At 72.5% G+C, this 17,054-nt stretch carries 15 protein-coding genes; 11 read left to right on the top strand and 4 right to left on the bottom strand.

What is annotated here, in order from left to right; genetic code table 11:
• Positions 1–9 precede the first annotated feature (9 nt).
• From xseA to ABZZ17_RS06235, 3 genes are all read left to right on the top strand, one after another.
• The gene (gene xseA, locus ABZZ17_RS06225) at positions 10–1,245 is read left to right on the top strand and encodes an exodeoxyribonuclease VII large subunit (RefSeq protein ID WP_356872563.1); all 1,236 of its coding nucleotides are present in this window, start codon (positions 10–12) and stop codon (positions 1,243–1,245) included.
• Positions 1,246–1,309: 64 nt separating this feature from the next.
• Positions 1,310–1,570 carry an exodeoxyribonuclease VII small subunit gene (locus tag ABZZ17_RS06230; RefSeq protein WP_356872565.1) on the top strand — a complete coding sequence of 87 codons (261 nt, stop codon included), beginning with the start codon at positions 1,310–1,312 and terminating at the stop codon, positions 1,568–1,570.
• A gap of 98 nt (positions 1,571–1,668) precedes the next feature.
• Complete coding sequence (locus ABZZ17_RS06235; RefSeq protein WP_356872567.1) at positions 1,669–2,256, top strand: malonic semialdehyde reductase; 588 nt, start codon at positions 1,669–1,671, stop codon at positions 2,254–2,256.
• Between the two features lie 79 nt (positions 2,257–2,335).
• On the opposite strand, the gene ABZZ17_RS06240 is transcribed toward ABZZ17_RS06235, so the two are convergent.
• Positions 2,336–2,863, bottom strand: a complete 528-nt coding sequence (locus ABZZ17_RS06240) for a DUF4245 domain-containing protein (RefSeq protein ID WP_356872860.1) — start codon at positions 2,861–2,863, stop codon at positions 2,336–2,338.
• A 227-nt stretch (positions 2,864–3,090) separates the two neighbouring features.
• On the opposite strand from ABZZ17_RS06240, the gene glpX reads away from it, so the two are divergent.
• Positions 3,091–4,122, top strand: a complete 1,032-nt coding sequence (glpX, locus tag ABZZ17_RS06245; RefSeq protein ID WP_356872569.1) for a class II fructose-bisphosphatase — start codon at positions 3,091–3,093, stop codon at positions 4,120–4,122.
• Between the two features lie 133 nt (positions 4,123–4,255).
• On the opposite strand, the gene ABZZ17_RS06250 is transcribed toward glpX, so the two are convergent.
• Together ABZZ17_RS06250 and ABZZ17_RS06255 are read right to left on the bottom strand one after the other, a co-directional pair.
• Positions 4,256–4,627, bottom strand: coding sequence for a WhiB family transcriptional regulator (locus ABZZ17_RS06250; protein ID WP_356872862.1), 372 nt, complete (start codon positions 4,625–4,627; stop codon positions 4,256–4,258).
• A 245-nt stretch (positions 4,628–4,872) separates the two neighbouring features.
• Positions 4,873–5,538: a DUF1707 domain-containing protein gene (locus ABZZ17_RS06255; protein ID WP_356872571.1), complete on the bottom strand. Its 666-nt coding sequence runs from the start codon at positions 5,536–5,538 to the stop codon at positions 4,873–4,875.
• Positions 5,539–5,684: 146 nt separating this feature from the next.
• On the opposite strand from ABZZ17_RS06255, the gene ABZZ17_RS06260 reads away from it, so the two are divergent.
• From ABZZ17_RS06260 to ABZZ17_RS06270, 3 genes are all read left to right on the top strand, one after another.
• Positions 5,685–7,349, top strand: coding sequence for a fumarate hydratase (locus ABZZ17_RS06260; protein WP_356872573.1), 1,665 nt, complete (start codon positions 5,685–5,687; stop codon positions 7,347–7,349).
• A 139-nt stretch (positions 7,350–7,488) separates the two neighbouring features.
• On the top strand, positions 7,489–8,109 hold the full coding sequence (locus ABZZ17_RS06265) for a hypothetical protein (protein WP_356872575.1): 621 nt from the start codon (positions 7,489–7,491) through the stop codon (positions 8,107–8,109).
• A 111-nt stretch (positions 8,110–8,220) separates the two neighbouring features.
• Positions 8,221–8,997: a glycerophosphodiester phosphodiesterase gene (locus ABZZ17_RS06270; RefSeq protein ID WP_356872577.1), complete on the top strand. Its 777-nt coding sequence runs from the start codon at positions 8,221–8,223 to the stop codon at positions 8,995–8,997.
• An 86-nt stretch (positions 8,998–9,083) separates the two neighbouring features.
• On the opposite strand, the gene ABZZ17_RS06275 is transcribed toward ABZZ17_RS06270, so the two are convergent.
• Complete coding sequence (locus ABZZ17_RS06275) at positions 9,084–10,613, bottom strand: ricin-type beta-trefoil lectin domain protein (RefSeq protein ID WP_356872579.1); 1,530 nt, start codon at positions 10,611–10,613, stop codon at positions 9,084–9,086.
• A gap of 107 nt (positions 10,614–10,720) precedes the next feature.
• Between ABZZ17_RS06275 and ABZZ17_RS06280 the strand changes: the two genes are divergently transcribed.
• The 4 genes from ABZZ17_RS06280 to ABZZ17_RS06295 all read left to right on the top strand — a co-directional run bounded on the left by ABZZ17_RS06280 (position 10,721) and on the right by ABZZ17_RS06295 (position 17,009).
• Complete coding sequence (locus tag ABZZ17_RS06280) at positions 10,721–12,124, top strand: class II fumarate hydratase (RefSeq protein ID WP_356872581.1); 1,404 nt, start codon at positions 10,721–10,723, stop codon at positions 12,122–12,124.
• Between the two features lie 102 nt (positions 12,125–12,226).
• Complete coding sequence (locus tag ABZZ17_RS06285; protein ID WP_356872583.1) at positions 12,227–12,946, top strand: DUF402 domain-containing protein; 720 nt, start codon at positions 12,227–12,229, stop codon at positions 12,944–12,946.
• A gap of 252 nt (positions 12,947–13,198) precedes the next feature.
• The gene (locus ABZZ17_RS06290; RefSeq protein WP_356872585.1) at positions 13,199–15,466 is read left to right on the top strand and encodes a SpoIIE family protein phosphatase; all 2,268 of its coding nucleotides are present in this window, start codon (positions 13,199–13,201) and stop codon (positions 15,464–15,466) included.
• 79 nt (positions 15,467–15,545) lie between these two features.
• Positions 15,546–17,009, top strand: a complete 1,464-nt coding sequence (locus ABZZ17_RS06295; protein WP_356872586.1) for a catalase — start codon at positions 15,546–15,548, stop codon at positions 17,007–17,009.
• Positions 17,010–17,054 lie beyond the last annotated feature (45 nt).

Below are 17,054 nucleotides of genomic sequence, written 5' to 3' on the forward strand. Positions count from 1 at the left end.
CCTGCGTGCATGGCTCTGAATACGTCGGCTGATGCGCCGCTGCCGGTCGGTCAGGTGTCCCGGCTCATCGGGGGCTGGATCGACCGGCTCGGTCAGGTGTGGGTGGAGGGGCAGATCACGCAGCTGTCCCGGCGGCCGGGTGCGGGGGTGGTCTTCCTGACGCTGCGCGACCCGTCGCACGACATCTCCGTGAGCGTGACCTGCTTCCGCCAGGTCTACGAGGAGGTCGCGGACGCGGTGACGGAGGGCGCGCGGGTCGTCGTCCTGGCGAAGCCGGAGTGGTACGCCCCGCGCGGGCAGCTGTCCCTGCGGGTGACGGAGATCCGGCCGGTCGGCATCGGGGAGCTGCTGGCGCGGCTGGAGCGGCTCAAGCGGTCCCTGGCCTCGGAGGGGCTGTTCGCGCTGGACCGCAAGAAGCCGCTGCCGTTCCTGCCTCAGCTGATCGGGCTGGTCGTGGGGCGCGCGTCGGCGGCCGAGCGGGACGTGCTGGAGAACGCCCGGCGGCGCTGGCCGGCGGTCCGCTTCGAGGTCCGCAACGTCGCCGTGCAGGGGGTGCACGCGGTGCCCCAGGTGGTGCGGGCGGTCAAGGAGCTGGACGCGCTGCCCGGGGTGGACGTGATCATCGTGGCGCGCGGCGGGGGCAGCGTGGAGGACCTGCTGCCGTTCTCCGACGAGGAGGTCGTACGGACCGTCGCGGCGGCCCGTACGCCGGTGGTCTCGGCGATCGGGCACGAGCCGGACTCCCCGCTGCTGGACCTGGTCGCGGACCTGCGGGCCTCGACGCCCACGGACGCGGCGAAGAAGGTCGTCCCGGACGTCGGGGAGGAGCTGGAGCGGGTGCGCCAGCTCCAGGGCCGGGGGCTGCGGGCGCTGCGGGGGCTGCTGGACCGGGAGGAGCGGGGGCTGGCGCACGCACTGGCGCGGCCGGTCTTCGTGCATCCGCAGCGGATGGTGGAGACCCGGGAGGCCGAGGTGGAGGCCCTGCTGGCGCGCGGCCGGCGCACGCTCGGCCACCTGCTGGACCGGGCGGACTCGGAGCTGGAGCACACCCTGGCCCGGGTGGTGGCGCTGTCCCCGGCGGCGACCTTGGAGCGCGGGTACGCGGTGCTCCAGCGGGCGGACGGGCACGTGGTGCGCGCGCCGGAGGAGGTGGCGGCGGGCGAGGTGCTGCGGGCGCGGGTGGCGGCGGGCGCGTTCTCGGTGGAGGTCGTGGACGGTCCGGCGGACACCGGCGGGGCGGGCTGAAGACGACACACTCCGGCAACAAATTCGATGTACCACACACATACGATGGGAACGGGATACGGGAATGACTGACACCGATACGGCGCTGGGCTACGAGCAGGCCCGCGACGAGCTCATCGAGGTCGTCCGCAAGCTGGAGGCCGGCGGAACCTCGCTGGAGGAGTCGCTGGCGCTCTGGGAGCGCGGCGAGGAGCTGGCGAAGGTCTGCCGGCACTGGCTGGAGGGGGCCCGGGCCCGGCTGGATTCGGCGCTGGCCGCCCGGAACGACGGGGCCGGGGCGGACGGGGACGGGCCGGACGGGGACGGTGCGGGCCGGCCGGAGTGATCTGGACCACCCCACGCCAATTTAGTTGAAATTTCATCTACTTTCGCCGTAGAGTCGGAGACATCGCGCTTCACCTCTTTACAGAAGAAGGCTTTCCGATGTCTCTCGTTCTCGACGCCGCCGCTCAGGACCTGCTGTTCCGCGAGGCCCGCACCGCCAACACCTTCTCCGACGAGCCGGTGACCGAGGAGCAGGTCCAGGCCATTTACGACCTGGTGAAGTTCGGCCCCACCGCGTTCAACGCCACCCCGCTGCGCGTCACCCTGGTCCGCTCCCCCGAGGCCCGCGAGCGCCTCGTCCGGCACATGGCCCAGGGCAACCAGGCCAAGACCGCCGCCGCGCCGCTGGTCGCGATCCTCTCCGCGGACAACGAGTTCCACGAGGAGATCCCGCAGCTGCTGCCGCACTACCCGCAGGCCAAGGACTTCTTCACCGAGCGTCCGGTCCGCGAGCACAGCGCGCTGGTGAACGCCTCGCTCCAGGCCGCGTACTTCATCGTCGGCGTCCGCGCCGCCGGCCTCGCCGCCGGTCCGATGACGGGTGTGGACTTCGCGGGCCTCCAGAAGGAGTTCCTGGACGACGACCACACCCCGATCATGGTCGTCAACATCGGCAAGCCGGGCGAGGACGCCTGGTTCCCGCGCAGCCCGCGCCTGGACTTCGACCAGGTCGTCACCACCGTCTGAGCAGCCGCCCGGACACACGAAGAGGCCGCCCGCCCCGGAATCCCGGGGCGGGCGGCCTCTTCCACGTGCGTCAGGGGGACTACGGGGCGTCCGGGCCCTGCTTGAACTCCAGCGCCGCCGCCATCCGCGCGAGCTGCTCGAAGGGGGCCGTGCCGGTCACGACCGTGACGTAGCCCTGCTCCTGCCGCACGAGCGCGTCGTACTTCTCGCCCTCCCAGCGCTCCCACGCCCGGTCGCCGACCTGCTCGGTCTTCCCGCCGGCCTTCGCGCCCTGGGTCACCTTCGCGAGGTACTTCGGCGAGACGTCGGTGGACTGCTCCACCGCCACGTACTCCTTGCCGGGGCCGAGGAAGCCCAGGTGCCAGGCGTTGGCGTTCTTGCGCTCGTACGTCACCGAGGTCGCCCGCCACTCCCCGGAGAGCCCCGCGGGGGCCGCCACCGGGTACGGCGCCGCGCGCCGGGCCGTGAGCGTCTCCACCCGGTAGTCGACGGTGCGCGTGGGATCCGCGTCCTCGTCGTGCGGGACGAAGAGGTAGATCCCCGCCACGACGATGCCGATCACCGCCAGCGACCGGACCATGTCCCAGACCGTCTGCTTGCCCTTCATACCTGCCACGGCACCATCGTCCCGCATCCCAGGGGGGCGATCACCGCCGGGGGGTGCCGTGTCAGTGCGCGGGTAGGCGCACGGTGGGACGCAAGACGTCCGCTCACGCCAACGCCTTGACCGATATTCCGCTCATACGTGACCCGCTCTGCTCAATATGTCGACGTACCGATAGAGTTCCAGCACCCTCACATCCCGGCCGTCGTCGTACAGAAAGGTGCGCTCCGATGACCGAGCACAACCTGCCGCCCCAGCTCGAAGTACATCCCGACTCCCCCGACCGCAACCTCGCCCTGGAGCTCGTCCGGGTCACCGAGGCCGCGGCCCTGGCCGCCGGCCGGTGGGTCGGCCGCGGCGACAAGATCGGCGCCGACGGCGCCGCCGTCAACGCGATGCGCACCCTGATCTCCACCGTCTCGATGAACGGCGTCGTCGTCATCGGCGAGGGGGAGAAGGACGAAGCCCCCATGCTCTTCAACGGGGAGCGGGTCGGCGACGGCACCGGTGCCGAGGTCGACATCGCCGTGGACCCGATCGACGGGACCACGCTCAACGCCAAGGGCATGCCCAACGCGATCGCCGTCCTGGCGGCCGCCGACCGCGGCACCATGTTCGACCCGTCCGCGGTCTTCTACATGGACAAGCTCGTCACCGGCCCCGAGGCCGCCGACTTCGTCGACATCAACGCCCCCGTCTCGGTGAACATCCGCCGCGTCGCCAAGGCGAAGAACATCGCCGTCGAGGACGTCACCGTGGTCATCCTGGACCGCCCCCGCCACGAGGGCATCGTCAAGGAGATCCGCGAGACGGGCGCCCGCATCAAGTTCATCTCGGACGGCGACGTCGCGGGCTCGGTCATGGCGGTGCGCGAGGGCACCGGCGTGGACCTGCTCCTCGGCATCGGCGGCACCCCCGAGGGCATCATCTCGGCCTGCGCGATCAAGTGCCTCGGCGGCACGATCCAGGGCAAGCTGTGGCCGAAGGACGACGCCGAGCGCCAGCGCGCGCTCGACGCCGGCCACGACCTGGACCGCGTCCTGACCACGCACGACCTGGTGTCCGGCGAGAACGTCTTCTTCGTCGCCACCGGCATCACGGACGGCGAGCTGCTGCGCGGCGTCCACTACCGCTCGGAGACCGCGACCACGTCCTCGCTGGTCATGCGCTCGAAGTCGGGCACGATCCGGCAGATCGACTCCACCCACCGGCTGTCGAAGCTGCGCGCCTACAGCGGCATCGACTTCGACCGCGCCCAGTAGGAGCGCGGCGGGAGCGGCCGGCCCGGAGGGCGGCATGACGTGAGGGGCGGTCCCGCGTGCGGCGGGACCGCCCCTCTCGCGTCCGTACGTCGTACCGCGCGCCCGGCGGGGCCGGTGGCGCGGCGGGCCGGGCTCAGCCCGCCGCGGCGATCGGCCCGGGCGCACCGGGCAGGAGTTCGGCGGCGCGGCGCCTGCGGCGGCCCAGCACCACGCGCCGCTCGGCGGCGGTGAGACCGCCCCAGACCCCGTAGGGCTCGGGCTGGAGCAGGGCGTGTTCCCGGCAGGCGACCATGACGGGGCAGCGCGCGCAGACCCGCTTGGCGGCCTCCTCGCGGGCGAGCCGGGCCGCGGTGGGCTCCTTGGAGGGGGCGAAGAAGAGTCCCGCCTCGTCCCTGCGGCACACCGCCTCCGCGTGCCAGGGGCCGTCCTCTTCCCTGGCCGGCACCCGTGGCTTCGGCACGGCGGCCGTCCGCGTCGGAAGGCTCTGGACGACGGCTGCCTGCAGGGACTGATGCGGCGGATGCGGCACGGTCTACTCCTGACGACGTATACGCGAGCGAGAGACGATGCACCAGTCCCTACCCGCTGCGCGTGCCCCTATGCGCCGCCTGGCGCCGGGGGCGCCAGGTTCGACCGAAATACGACGCAGGCACCGGGGCCGTGTGCGTGCCGTTCCGCCCCGCCCGTCGGCCCCGCCCGTCGGCCCTGCCCGTCGGCCCCGCCCGTCGACCCTGCCCGTCCACCCGGCGTTCAGCCCTCCAGGCGTTTGCGGAGCTTGAGCGCCAGGTCGACCAGGCGGGCCCCGAGCTTGGGGTGGGCCTCGATGTTGCCGAGCAGCGCGAAGCCGCGGACGATCACGACCGGCGCCTGCGGGTCGGTGGCGCCGCGGCCCTGTCCGCGCACCTCGAAGTTGCCGAGGACCCCGCTGCCGTAGCCGCGCAGGGTGACGTTCTCCGGGACGATGATCTCGACGTTGCCGAGTACGGAGGTCACGTTGATCTCGGTGACCTGCTGCTCGAAGACGGCTTCGGTCAGGTCGATGTTGATGTCGCCCATGACCGAGACCGCCCGGGTGCGGGCTCCGGGGCGCCAGCGGCCCTTGCGGGCCGAGCTGCTGCACACGGCGACGACGGTCTCCGTGTACGCGCCGGGCGCGGCGCTCACGGCGGCCGGGCCGGCGGCGGCGCCGGGGGCCGCCGGGAGGTCCCGTACGAGGACGTCCAGCTCGCCGACCGTCTTGAGGGCGTAGAGGGAGTCCAGGCGCTCGGAGTGCTCCTCGGGGGTCAGCCGGCCCTCGGCGAGGGCGTCGGAGAGGATCTGCGCGATCCGGTCCCGGTCGGCGTCGGAGGCACGCAGCTCGGCGGGGGCGGCGGCCGCGGGAGCGGCGGGGGCGGCGGGGTGCTTTTCCAGGTCCACGGGGTCAGCATAGCGAGACACGATAGATCGCGATACGACTGAGTGAGCCTTACCTCACAAACATCGCACGGCCGGGAGGTCCTACGCTGGACAACCGCGCTGCCAATTGGTCGCCAGCGCTGTCTGCCGAGTGAGGAATGCCCCCAATGCCGGAGTTCGCGTACACCGACCTGCTGCCCCTGGGCGAGGACACCACCCCGTACCGGCTGGTGACCGCCGAGGGCGTGTCCACCTTCGAGGCGGACGGCCGTACGTTCCTCAAGGTCGAGCCGGAGGCGCTGCGCAAGCTCGCCGAAGAGGCCATCCACGACATCCAGCACTTCCTGCGCCCCGCGCACCTCGCGCAGCTGCGCCGCATCATCGACGACCCCGAGGCCTCCTCGAACGACAAGTTCGTCGCGCTCGACCTGCTGAAGAACGCGAACATCGCGGCGGCCGGCGTCCTGCCGATGTGCCAGGACACGGGCACGGCGATCGTCATGGGCAAGCGCGGCCAGAACGTGCTCACCGAAGGCGGCGACGAGGCGGCCCTCTCCCGCGGCATCTTCGACGCGTACACCCGCCTCAACCTGCGCTACTCGCAGATGGCCCCGATCACCATGTGGGAGGAGAAGAACACCGGCTCGAACCTGCCCGCGCAGATCGAGCTGTACGCGACCGACGGCGGCGCGTACAAGTTCCTCTTCATGGCCAAGGGCGGCGGCTCGGCCAACAAGTCCTTCCTCTACCAGGAGACCAAGGCGGTCCTCAACGAGGCCTCCATGATGAAGTTCCTGGAAGAGAAGATCCGCTCGCTCGGCACCGCGGCCTGCCCGCCGTACCACCTGGCGATCGTGGTCGGCGGCACCTCCGCCGAGCACGCCCTCAAGACCGCGAAGTACGCCTCCGCCCACTACCTGGACGAGCTGCCGCGCGAGGGCTCCCCGCTGGGCCACGGCTTCCGCGACGAGGCCCTGGAGCAGCAGGTCTTCGAGCTGACCCAGAAGATCGGCATCGGCGCCCAGTTCGGCGGCAAGTACTTCTGCCACGACGTGCGGGTCGTGCGCCTGCCGCGCCACGGCGCCTCGCTGCCCGTCGCCATCGCCGTGTCCTGCTCGGCCGACCGCCAGGCCACCGCGAAGATCACCGCCGAGGGCGTCTTCCTGGAGCAGCTGGAGACGGACCCGGCGCGCTTCCTGCCGGAGACCACCGACGAGCAGCTGAACGAGTCCGCGGACGTGGTCTCCATCGACCTGAACCAGCCGATGGACGACATCCTGGCGACCCTGACCAAGCACCCGGTCAAGACCCGGCTGAGCCTGACCGGACCCCTGGTCGTGGCGCGCGACATCGCGCACGCCAAGATCAAGGAGCTGCTGGACTCGGGCGCGCCGATGCCGCAGTACCTGAAGGACCACCCCGTCTACTACGCGGGCCCCGCGAAGACCCCCGAGGGCTACGCCTCCGGCTCCTTCGGCCCGACGACGGCCGGCCGCATGGACTCCTACGTCGAGCAGTTCCAGGCGGCGGGCGGCTCCAAGGTCATGCTGGCCAAGGGCAACCGCTCGCAGCAGGTGACGGACGCCTGCGGCACGCACGGCGGCTTCTACCTCGGCTCGATCGGCGGCCCGGCGGCGCGCCTGGCGCAGGACTGCATCAAGAAGGTCGAGGTCCTGGAGTACGAGGAGCTCGGCATGGAGGCGGTCTGGAAGATCGAGGTCGAGGACTTCCCGGCGTTCATCGTCGTGGACGACAAGGGCAACGACTTCTTCCAGAACCCGGCCCCGGAGCCGACGTTCACCCACATCCCGGTCCGCGGCCCGGGCCTGTAGCGCGCGTTCCCGGGGGCCCCTCTGCCGATCGGCAGAGGGGCCCCCGCGCATGTCCGCCGATCGGCAGATGGATCACGGGCTGACTCCCGGCGAGGCTGGTGCCCTGCCCGAACAGCCCTCTCCGACCGGGAGTTCCACGATGAAGAACCGTACGCGCGCCCTCGCCGCCGCCGGGGCGGCCGCCCTGCTCGCCACCCTGATCGGGGCGGGCCCCGCCCCCGCCGCCCCGGCGGGGCCGAAGCTCGCGGCCGTGCACGGCGGGGCCACGGTCCTGTATGCGTACTCCCCGGGCGACGACATCCGCTTCACCGTCGACGCCGACGCGGTCCCGTTCAGCAAGCCGTTCCCGGACACCGAACCGAACCGGGGCATGCCGACGGACGCCCGGGGCAAGGTGACCGTGTACCACCACTCCCCCGAGCACGACGTCACCGGCACGTCCGAGGCCGAGGTGGACTGCCTGGTCACGGGCGGCAGGACGGCTACGGTCACCGCCGTGGTCACCAAGTCGAACACCGGCTGGGTGGGCAAGCGGATCGGGATCAGCGTCCAGGACGGCGAGCACGGCGCGCCGGACCGCGTGGGCTTCTCCTGGGGCGTCGCGAACATCGACCCCCCGAGGCAGGAGCCGGACGGCGGGGCCGCCCAGGCCACGGTGGGCACCTGCATGGCCCCCGCCCCCTTCACGACGGTGACGAAGGGCGGTTTCAAGGTCACTCCGGCCCCCCTCCCCCCGCTCCCCCCGCTCCCGAAGCCGTAGCCGTAGCCGCGGCGGGGGCCGCAGGGGACGCGGCGCGAGGTCACGACGCGTTCAGCCCCCGAGCGTCACGCGGTGGCCGCCCGTCCACCCCGTCCGGTTAACGTCTGACGCATGAACCGGCAGTCCACCTCTTCCCTCTCCCCCGCCCGCACCGTGCGGGTCATCGCCCACCGGGGCGCCTCCCACGAGCACCCCGAGCACACGCTCGCCGCCTACCGGCAGGCCATCGCCGACGGGGCCGACGCGCTGGAGTGCGACGTCCGGCTGAGTGCCGACCGGCGGCTCGTGTGCGTGCACGACCGGCGGGTCGAGCGGACCTCGGACGGGCGCGGGGTCGTCTCCGCCCTGACCTACGAGGAGCTGTCCGCCCTCGACTTCGGGGCGTGGAAGGGGGACGGGCACGCGGGCGCGCGGGTACTGCTCTTCGAGGACCTGCTGCGCGAGGCGCTGGCCGCGGACCGGCCCGTCGGGCTGGCCGTCGAGACGAAGCACCCGTCGCGGGCGGGCGGCCGGCTGGAGGCCGAACTGGTCCGGCTGCTGCGGGAGTACGGGCTGGCGGACGGGGCGTCGGGGCGCGTCGAGGTGATGAGCTTCTCGCGGAACGCGCTGACCCGGATGCACCGGCTGGCGCCCGGGCTGCCCGCCGTCTACCTGATGGAACGCCGGCTCAGGCCGGCCCGGCCCCCGTACGCCACCCACGCGGGCCCGGGGATCGAGCTCGTACGCCGGGATCCGGGGCTGGTGGGGCGGCTGAAGGCGAAGGGGCTGGCGGTGCGGGTGTGGACCGTGGACGAGCCCGAGGACGTGGAGCTGTGCGTCCGGCTCGGCGTGGACGCGATCATCACCAACCGGCCCCGCGACGTACGGAAACTGCTGCGCGACGTGTGACACCCGGCCGGGGTGCGCCGGCCGGGCGTGGGGGGTCGGGGGGCCGCAGGGGCCCCGGGGCGGGCGGAGGGGCGGGCGGAGGGCGGTTACGCGAAGCGCTGGTTCGCGGAGCCGTTGCAGGACTGCAGGCGCAGCTGCTCGTGCGCGGCGGCCACCGTCAGGCACATGCCCGGGGCGGCGGAGGGGCGCAGGGTGGCGCCGTCCCGGACGAACTGCTGGTTGGCGCCGCCGTGGCAGTTCCACAGGACCAGGCCGGTGCCGTTGCCGTAGGAGGCGCCGGGGACGTCCAGGCAGCGGTCGTGGGTCAGCTCGACGCGGACCGACTTGCGGACGGTGTCGTACCACCAGCCCTGGTTGCGGCCGCCGTGGCAGTCCCAGCCCACCACCTTGGTGCCGTTGGCGCTGGAGCCGCCGAAGGCGTCGAGGCAGTTGCCCGTCGCCTCGCTCTTCAGGGGTGCGTACAGGTCGTCCCAGGCCCCGGCCTGGAGGACGGGGGTCCCGGTGCTCGCCGGGTCGGCGCAGGAGGCCTCGCGCAGGCCGGAGGCGTAGAACTGGGTGAGGCAGGACGCGAAGGCGCCGTGGCCGCGGTAGTTGGGGTGGAAGGACTGCCGGGCGGTGTTCTCGTCCCACGGGAAGTGGTCGCCGAGGTCCAGGTAGAGCCCGCGGGCCCAGGTGTCCTCCATGCACACCTCGTGGCCGTGGAAGAGGCGCGAGTTGTCCAGGTAGAGCGCGCCCGCGTCGCGGGCGGCCGCGCGCATGCCCTTCTCGAAGGTGGGCACGGCGTGGTTGCGGCCCCAGGTGGCGTCGGAGTCGTAGCCGGCGCAGCCGCCGGGGAGCTTGCCGGGGAAGTTCGGGTTGTCGTTGAAGTCGGGGCCGATGGGGCTGGGGTAGCCCATGACGACGAGCTTGTAGTCGGAGTCGGCGTAGCCCGCGTCGCGCATGACGGTCTTCAGGTCCGCGACGGTGGACTCCACCTTGGGCTTGAGGCCGTCGACGCGGGCCTGCCAGCCGGGGGCGTACTTGGGTTCGCAGGTGCCCTGGCTGAGCACCCAGCGGGTCACGCAGTCGGTCATGACGGGGCCGAACTGGAGGTCGTCGTTGGCACCGGCGACCAGCAACACCATCTTGATCTTCGTGTTGCGTGCTTTGATGGCCAGGCTGTCGCTCTGGACCAGCTCGTCCGCGTACTGCTTGCTGCCGCCGATCCTGATGTTGCCCGTGTAGCCGCCGGAGCAGGCCACGTTGAAGGTCAGGTCGGCCTGGATGCCGGTGCGGTGGATCGCCGCGTCGGGCGAGCGGTGGCACTGGTTGGACGGCGTGTTCGTCGCGGGGTCGTAGTTGCCGACGCCCTCGCCGGAGATCTCGCTGTCGCCGAGCGAGATGAGACCGGTCTTGCGCTGGGCGGGCGGGCGGATCGCCGGGTCGCCGTAGATCCGGGTGGCCTCGGCCGCCCGGATCGCCTCCAGCTCCGGCGGCAGGGGGGTGACGGAGGATCCGGCGGCCGGGGCCGCCTGGGCCATGGGGGTGACGGCGGTGACGCCCCCGAGGGCGGCCGCGATCGCCGCGACCGAGACGACGGTAGATCTGAGCCTGGATTTCGTACGCGCACGTGCCATGAACGCCTCCCCGAAGTCGGTGTTACCCACGGTATTTACTGGTGGGTAGGGGAGTTGGGAACACTTCGAACAAGACAATTGCTCAACTTTTTGAGGAGGTCACGAACATGACCGAAGATCAGCAGCCCGAAGCGTTCCGGATCGAACACGACTCGATGGGTGACGTACGGGTACCCGCCCACGCCAAGTGGCGCGCGCAGACCCAGCGCGCGGTGGAGAACTTCCCGCTCTCGGGCCAGCGCCTGGAGCGCGCCCACATCGCCGCCCTGGCCCGGATCAAGGCCGCCGCCGCCGTGGTGAACGCCCGCCTGGGCGTGGTGGACGCGGAGCTCGCGGAGGCCGTCCGGTCCGCCGCCGTGGAGGTCGCGGACGGCCGTTGGGACGCCCATTTCCCCGTCGACGTCTTCCAGACGGGCTCCGGGACCTCGTCCAACATGAACGCGAACGAGGTGATCGCCACCCTCGCCACGGAGCGGCTGGGCCGCGAGGTGCACCCCAACGACCACGTCAACGCCTCGCAGAGCTCCAACGACGTCTTCCCGTCCTCCATCCACATCGCCGCCACCGCCGCCGTCACCGGCGAGCTGATCCCGGCGCTGGAGCACCTCGCGGAGGCGCTGGAGCGCAAGGAGGCCGAGTTCGCCACCGTGGTCAAGGCCGGGCGCACGCACCTGATGGACGCCACTCCGGTCACCCTGGGCCAGGAGTTCGGCGGGTACGCCATCCAGGTCCGCTACGGCATCGAGCGACTGCGGTCGGCGCTGCCCCGGCTGGCCGAACTGCCGCTGGGCGGCACGGCCGTCGGCACCGGGATCAACACCCCGCCCGGTTTCTCCGCCGCCGTGATCGCGGAAGTGGCCGCGGCCACGGGGCTGCCGCTGACCGAGGCCCGCAACCACTTCGAGGCGCAGGGCGCGCGGGACGCGCTCGTGGAAACCTCCGGAATGCTGCGGACGGTCGCCGTATCACTCACCAAGATTTCCAACGATCTGCGCTGGATGGCCTCCGGGCCGCGCACGGGATTGGCCGAAATCAATCTCCCGGATCTGCAACCGGGGTCCTCGATCATGCCCGGAAAGGTCAATCCGGTCGTCCCCGAGGCCGTCCTGATGATCGCCGCCCAGGTGATGGGGAACGACGCGACGGTCGCCGTGGCGGGCGCCGCCGGCAACTTCGAGCTCAACGTGATGCTCCCGGTGATGGCCCGGAACCTGCTCGAATCGATCCGCCTGCTCGGAAACGGAAGCCGCCTCCTGGCCGACCGCACGGTGGACGGGATCACCGCCAACTCCGAGCGTGCCAGGGAGTACGCCGAATCCTCGCCCTCCGTGGTGACCCCGCTGAACCGCTGGATCGGCTACGAGGAGGCCGCCAAGGTCGCCAAGAAGGCGCTCGCGGAACGGAAGACCATCCGCGAGGTCGTGCTGGAGTCCGGCTACGTCGAGCGCGGCGACCTCACCCTCGGACAACTCGACGAGGCGCTCGACGTCCTGCGGATGACCCGGCCCTGACCGGTTCCCGGACAGGGGCCGAATCCGGTCGTTTACCGTCCCCGGGCACCTCCGTGACCTGCACCGCAGCAACCGTACGGGCGCCAGCCCTAAGATCTGCGCATGACAGGTACCTTCAGGCCCGGGGGCGGCCCGGCGCGAGGCGAGGCGCGCGACGGGACGCGGGGCACGCACTGGACGCCCGGAGAGCAGATCCTCTGGCGCTACCGCGACCACGCCCCGGGCCTGAAGGGCCCGGTCCACATCTGCCGCCCGGTGACCGTCGTGCAGGACACCGACGAGCTGCTGGCCGTGTGGATGGCGCCCGGCACCGAATGCGTCAAGCCGGTCCTCGCGGACGGCACCTCCGTGCACGCGGAGCCGCTCGCCACCCGCTACACCGCACCGCGGACCACCGTACGGTCGCGCTGGTTCGGCGGTGGCGTGCTGAAGCTGGCCCGGCCCGGGGAACCGTGGTCGGTGTGGCTGTTCTGGGACCACGACTGGCAGTTCAAGAACTGGTACGTGAACCTGGAGGAACCCCGCGCCCGGTGGGCCGGCGGGGTCGACTCCGAGGACCACTTCCTCGACATCGCCGTCTACCCGGACCGCAGCTGGAAGTGGCTGGACGAGGACGAGTTCGCGCAGGCGCAGCGGATCGGCCTGATGGACCCGGAGCAGGCACGGCGGGTGCGGGAGGCGGGGCACGCCGCGGTGGAGGTGATCCGGGCGTGGGGGGCTCCGTTCTCCGGCGGCTGGCCCGAATGGCGGCCCGATCCGGCCTGGGGCGTCCCCCCTCTTCCCGAGGACTGGGACCGCACCCCGGCGCATATGACCTCATGAGACCCTTGATGCGCCCCCGGGGTTGAAACGTAGGATCGTCCTCCGCCGGTCGCGCGCGCGGCCGCCATCAGGTCCCGCAACCGCAAATGACCTGCGGCGACCGGGACTTGACCGGAGGTCAACGCAGAACGAGAGGTAACGAGCGGGACGCGGAACCAGGGGGCGAAGGTGTCCCCGCCGCTGAGCGGGTATACCGCGACTGACCGAGTTGAGTGCAGCGCACATCCAGCGCAAACGGACGGAATTCCACGCGTGACGGAGTATCCCACCTCCCAGGAGGGCCCGCAGCCCGCCGGTGCCTCCGGCGGAGGTTCGGACGAGGCAGGCCACGGCAAGGCCCCGATCGCGGCCGCCGAGGCCGTACGCACGCATGCGCAGGTTCCGGTCTCCGGCCAGGGCGGCGCCGAGCTCCCCCGGCCGCGCGGCACCGCCGCGGCCGGCCCGGGCGGCTCCGGGCAGCCCGACGGGGCCTCCCGCGCGGCCGGCCACGGCGCGGCGGACCCGGGTCCGGGTCCGGGCGGCGGTGCGCGGACCCGCGACGGCGAGGCCGCCCGCAACGCGGGCCGGCGCGACCCGGCCGACACCGTCCCGGGGCACGGCGGGCCGCCCGGCCCCCGCGCTCCCCTCGGGACGGCCCCCCTGCTGCCCCCGGGCGCTCCCGAGGCCCCCCGGGAGCCGGGTACCGCCCTGCCCGTCGGCGCCGGACGGCACGGCGGCGGTACGCCGGTACCGGGCTCCGGGCCGGAGGCGGGCGTGGCGCGCCGGGAGGGCGACCGGCTGCGGTTCGTCGGCGCCGCGACGCGCCGCATCGCGCGCGGCATCGACCTCGACGAGATCGTGCTCGGCCTGTGCCGGGCCACCGTGCCGACGTTCTCGGACGCGATCCTCGTCTACCTGCGCGACCCGCTCCCGGTCGGCGACGAGCGGCCCGTCGGACCGGTCGTTTTAAGGCTCCGGCGCACCGACCGGCTGCGGCCGATCGACGATCTCACCGACAGCGGGGCGAGCGAGAGCGCGGGGGCCCCGGGAGCCGCCGGGGAGCTCGACTTCAGCCAGCTCCCGCTGGTCGGCCCGCAGGGTGACCTGCCGGCCGCCGAGTTGTGCGAGATCCGCCCCGGCGGGGCCCTCGCCGAGGTGCTGCGCGGCGTACGCCCCGTCTTCGGGTCCGCCGCCGGCGCCAAGGACGCGCTGCCGGAGCTGCTGGGGTCCGAACACCCCGTGCCGCGCGGTCAGCGGGCCATCCTGGCCCCCCTGCGGGGCCGCCGCCGGGTGATCGGCGCGGCGGTCTTCCTGCGCACCCCGGACCGGGACGCCTTCGAGCAGAACGACCTGCTGGTCGCCGCGCAGCTGGCCACCCACACCGCGCTCGGCATCGACAAGGCCGTCCTCTACGGCCGCGAGGCGTACATCGCCGACGAGCTCCAGCGCACGATGCTGCCCGACAGCCTGCCCCAGCCCACCGGGGTCCGGCTCGCCTCCCGCTACCTCCCGGCCGCCGAGACGGCCCGGGTCGGCGGGGACTGGTACGACGCCATACCGCTGCCCGGCAGCCGGGTGGCGCTGGTCGTGGGCGACGTCATGGGCCACTCCATGACCTCCGCCGCGATCATGGGCCAGCTCCGTACGACCGCGCAGACCCTGGCGCAGCTGGACCTGCCGCCCGCGGAGGTCCTGCACCACCTGGACGAACAGGCCCAGCGGCTGGGCTCGGACCGGATGGCCACCTGCCTGTACGCGGTCTACGACCCGGTCTCGCACCGCATCACCATCGCCAACGCCGGTCACCCGCCGCCGGTGCTGCTGCACCTGGGCGGCCGCGCCGAGGTGCTGCGGGTGCCGCCCGGTGCCCCGATCGGCGTAGGCGGCGTGGACTTCGAGGCCGTGGAGCTGGACGCCCCGGCCGGGGCCACCCTGCTGCTGTACACGGACGGGCTGGTGGAGTCCCGGCTGAGGGACGTGTGGACCGGCATCGAGCAGCTCCGCGAACGCCTGGCGACCACCGCCCAGCTGACCGGGCTGGACCACCCGCCGCCGCTGGAGGCCCTCTGCGACGACGTCCTGGACATGCTCGGCCCCGGTGACCGGGACGACGACATCGCCCTGCTGGCGGCCCGCTTCGACGGGATCGCGCCCAGCGACGTCGCGTACTGGTTCCTGGACCCGGAGGAGACCGCTCCGGGCCGGGCGCGCCGGTTCGCCCGGCGCGCGCTGACCCGGTGGGGTCTGGAGGACCTCAGCGACTCCCTGGAGCTGCTGGTGAGCGAGGTGGTCACGAACGCCGTCCGGTACGCCGAGCGGCCCGTGACGCTGCGCCTGCTGCGCACGGACGTGTTGCGCTGCGAGGTCGGGGACGATTCTCCGCAGCTGCCGCGCCAGCGGCGGGCCCGGGACACCGACGAGGGCGGGCGCGGCCTGTTCCTCGTCAACCGGCTGGCCCGGCGCTGGGGCGCCACCCGCCTGAGCAGCGGAAAGGTGGTCTGGTTCGAGCTCCCGTTGCCGGGTGCGCATGACCGGCGTTGACTGGGTAGGCGCGGGAGGGTGCCTTCCGGCGTGAGCCGGGGGGCTGCCCGATCCCACCGACCCCCAGGGGAGGCCGCTCGTGACCCAGGACGCGCAGAGGGTCCCGTACACGACCAACAACGCCGGGATCCCGGTGGAGAGCGACGAGCACTCGCTCACCGTCGGCCCGGACGGTCCGGTCCTGCTCCAGGACCACTACCTGATCGAGAAGATGGCCCAGTTCAATCGCGAACGGGTCCCCGAACGGGTGGTGCACGCCAAGGGGTCGGGCGCGTACGGCGTCTTCCAGGTGACCAACGACGTCAGCCAGTTCACCCGGGCCGACCTGTTCCAGCCGGGGCGGCGGACCCCGGTGCTGGCCCGGTTCTCCACCGTCGCCGGGGAGCAGGGCTCCCCCGATACCTGGCGGGACCCGCGCGGGTTCGCCCTGAAGTTCTACACGGAGTTCGGCAACTACGACCTGGTCGGCAACAACACGCCGGTCTTCTTCGTCCGTGACCCGAGCAAGTTCCAGGACTTCATCCGCTCGCAGAAGCGCCGGCCCGACAACGGGCTGCGCGACCACGACATGCAGTGGGACTTCTGGACCCTGTCCCCGGAGTCCGCGCACATGGTGACGTGGCTGATGGGCGACCGCGGGATCCCGAAGTCCTACCGGCACATGAACGGTTACGGCTCGCACACCTACCTGTGGGTCAACGGCGGCGGCCAGAAGTTCTGGGTGAAGTACCACTTCACGACGGACCAGGGCATCGAGTTCCTGACGCAGGCGGACGCCGACCGGATCGCGGGCGAGGACCCCGACTTCCACCGGCGGGACCTGTCCGAGGCGATCGCGGGCGGCGAACCGCCCAGCTGGACCCTGAAGGTGCAGGTCATGCCCTTCGAGGACGCGCCGGACTACCGCTTCAACCCGTTCGACCTGACCAAGGTGTGGCCGCACGCGGACTATCCGCTGATCGAGGTCGGGCGGATGACCCTGGACAAGAACCCGGACGACTACTTCGTCCACATAGAGCAGGCCGCGTTCGAGCCCTCGAACCTGGTGCCGGGCATCGGCCCGTCGCCGGACAAGATGCTGCTGGGCCGGCTGTTCTCGTACCCGGACACGCACCGGTACCGGATCGGCGCGAACTACGCCCAGCTGCCGCCGAACCGGGCCCGGTCGCAGGTGTCCTCGTACGCGAAGGACGGCGCGATGCGCTTCGAGGCCTCGGCGGCGGCCCGCCCGTACGCGCCCAACTCCTACGGCGGCCCCGCGGCGGACACCGCCCGCTTCGGGGAGCCGGCCGGCTGGGCGACGGCGGGCGAGATGGTGCGGGAGGCGTACACCCTGCGCGCGGAGGACGACGACTGGGGCCAGCCGGGCACGATGGTCCGGGAGGTGCTGGACGACGCGGCCCGGGAGCGGCTGGTGTCGAACGTCGCCGGGCACTTGGCGGACGGCGTCAGCGGCCCCGTCCTGGAGCGGGCCCTGCGGTACTGGCGCAACGTCGACAAGGGCGTCGGCGACCGGATCGCCGCCCGGTTCGAGGACTCCTGACCCGCGCCGACGGCGTCCGGACGCACCGCCGCCCCGCAGCGTGAT

This window comes from Streptomyces sp. NPDC006512, assembly GCF_040611935.1.
Lineage (GTDB): Bacteria > Actinomycetota > Actinomycetes > Streptomycetales > Streptomycetaceae > Streptomyces.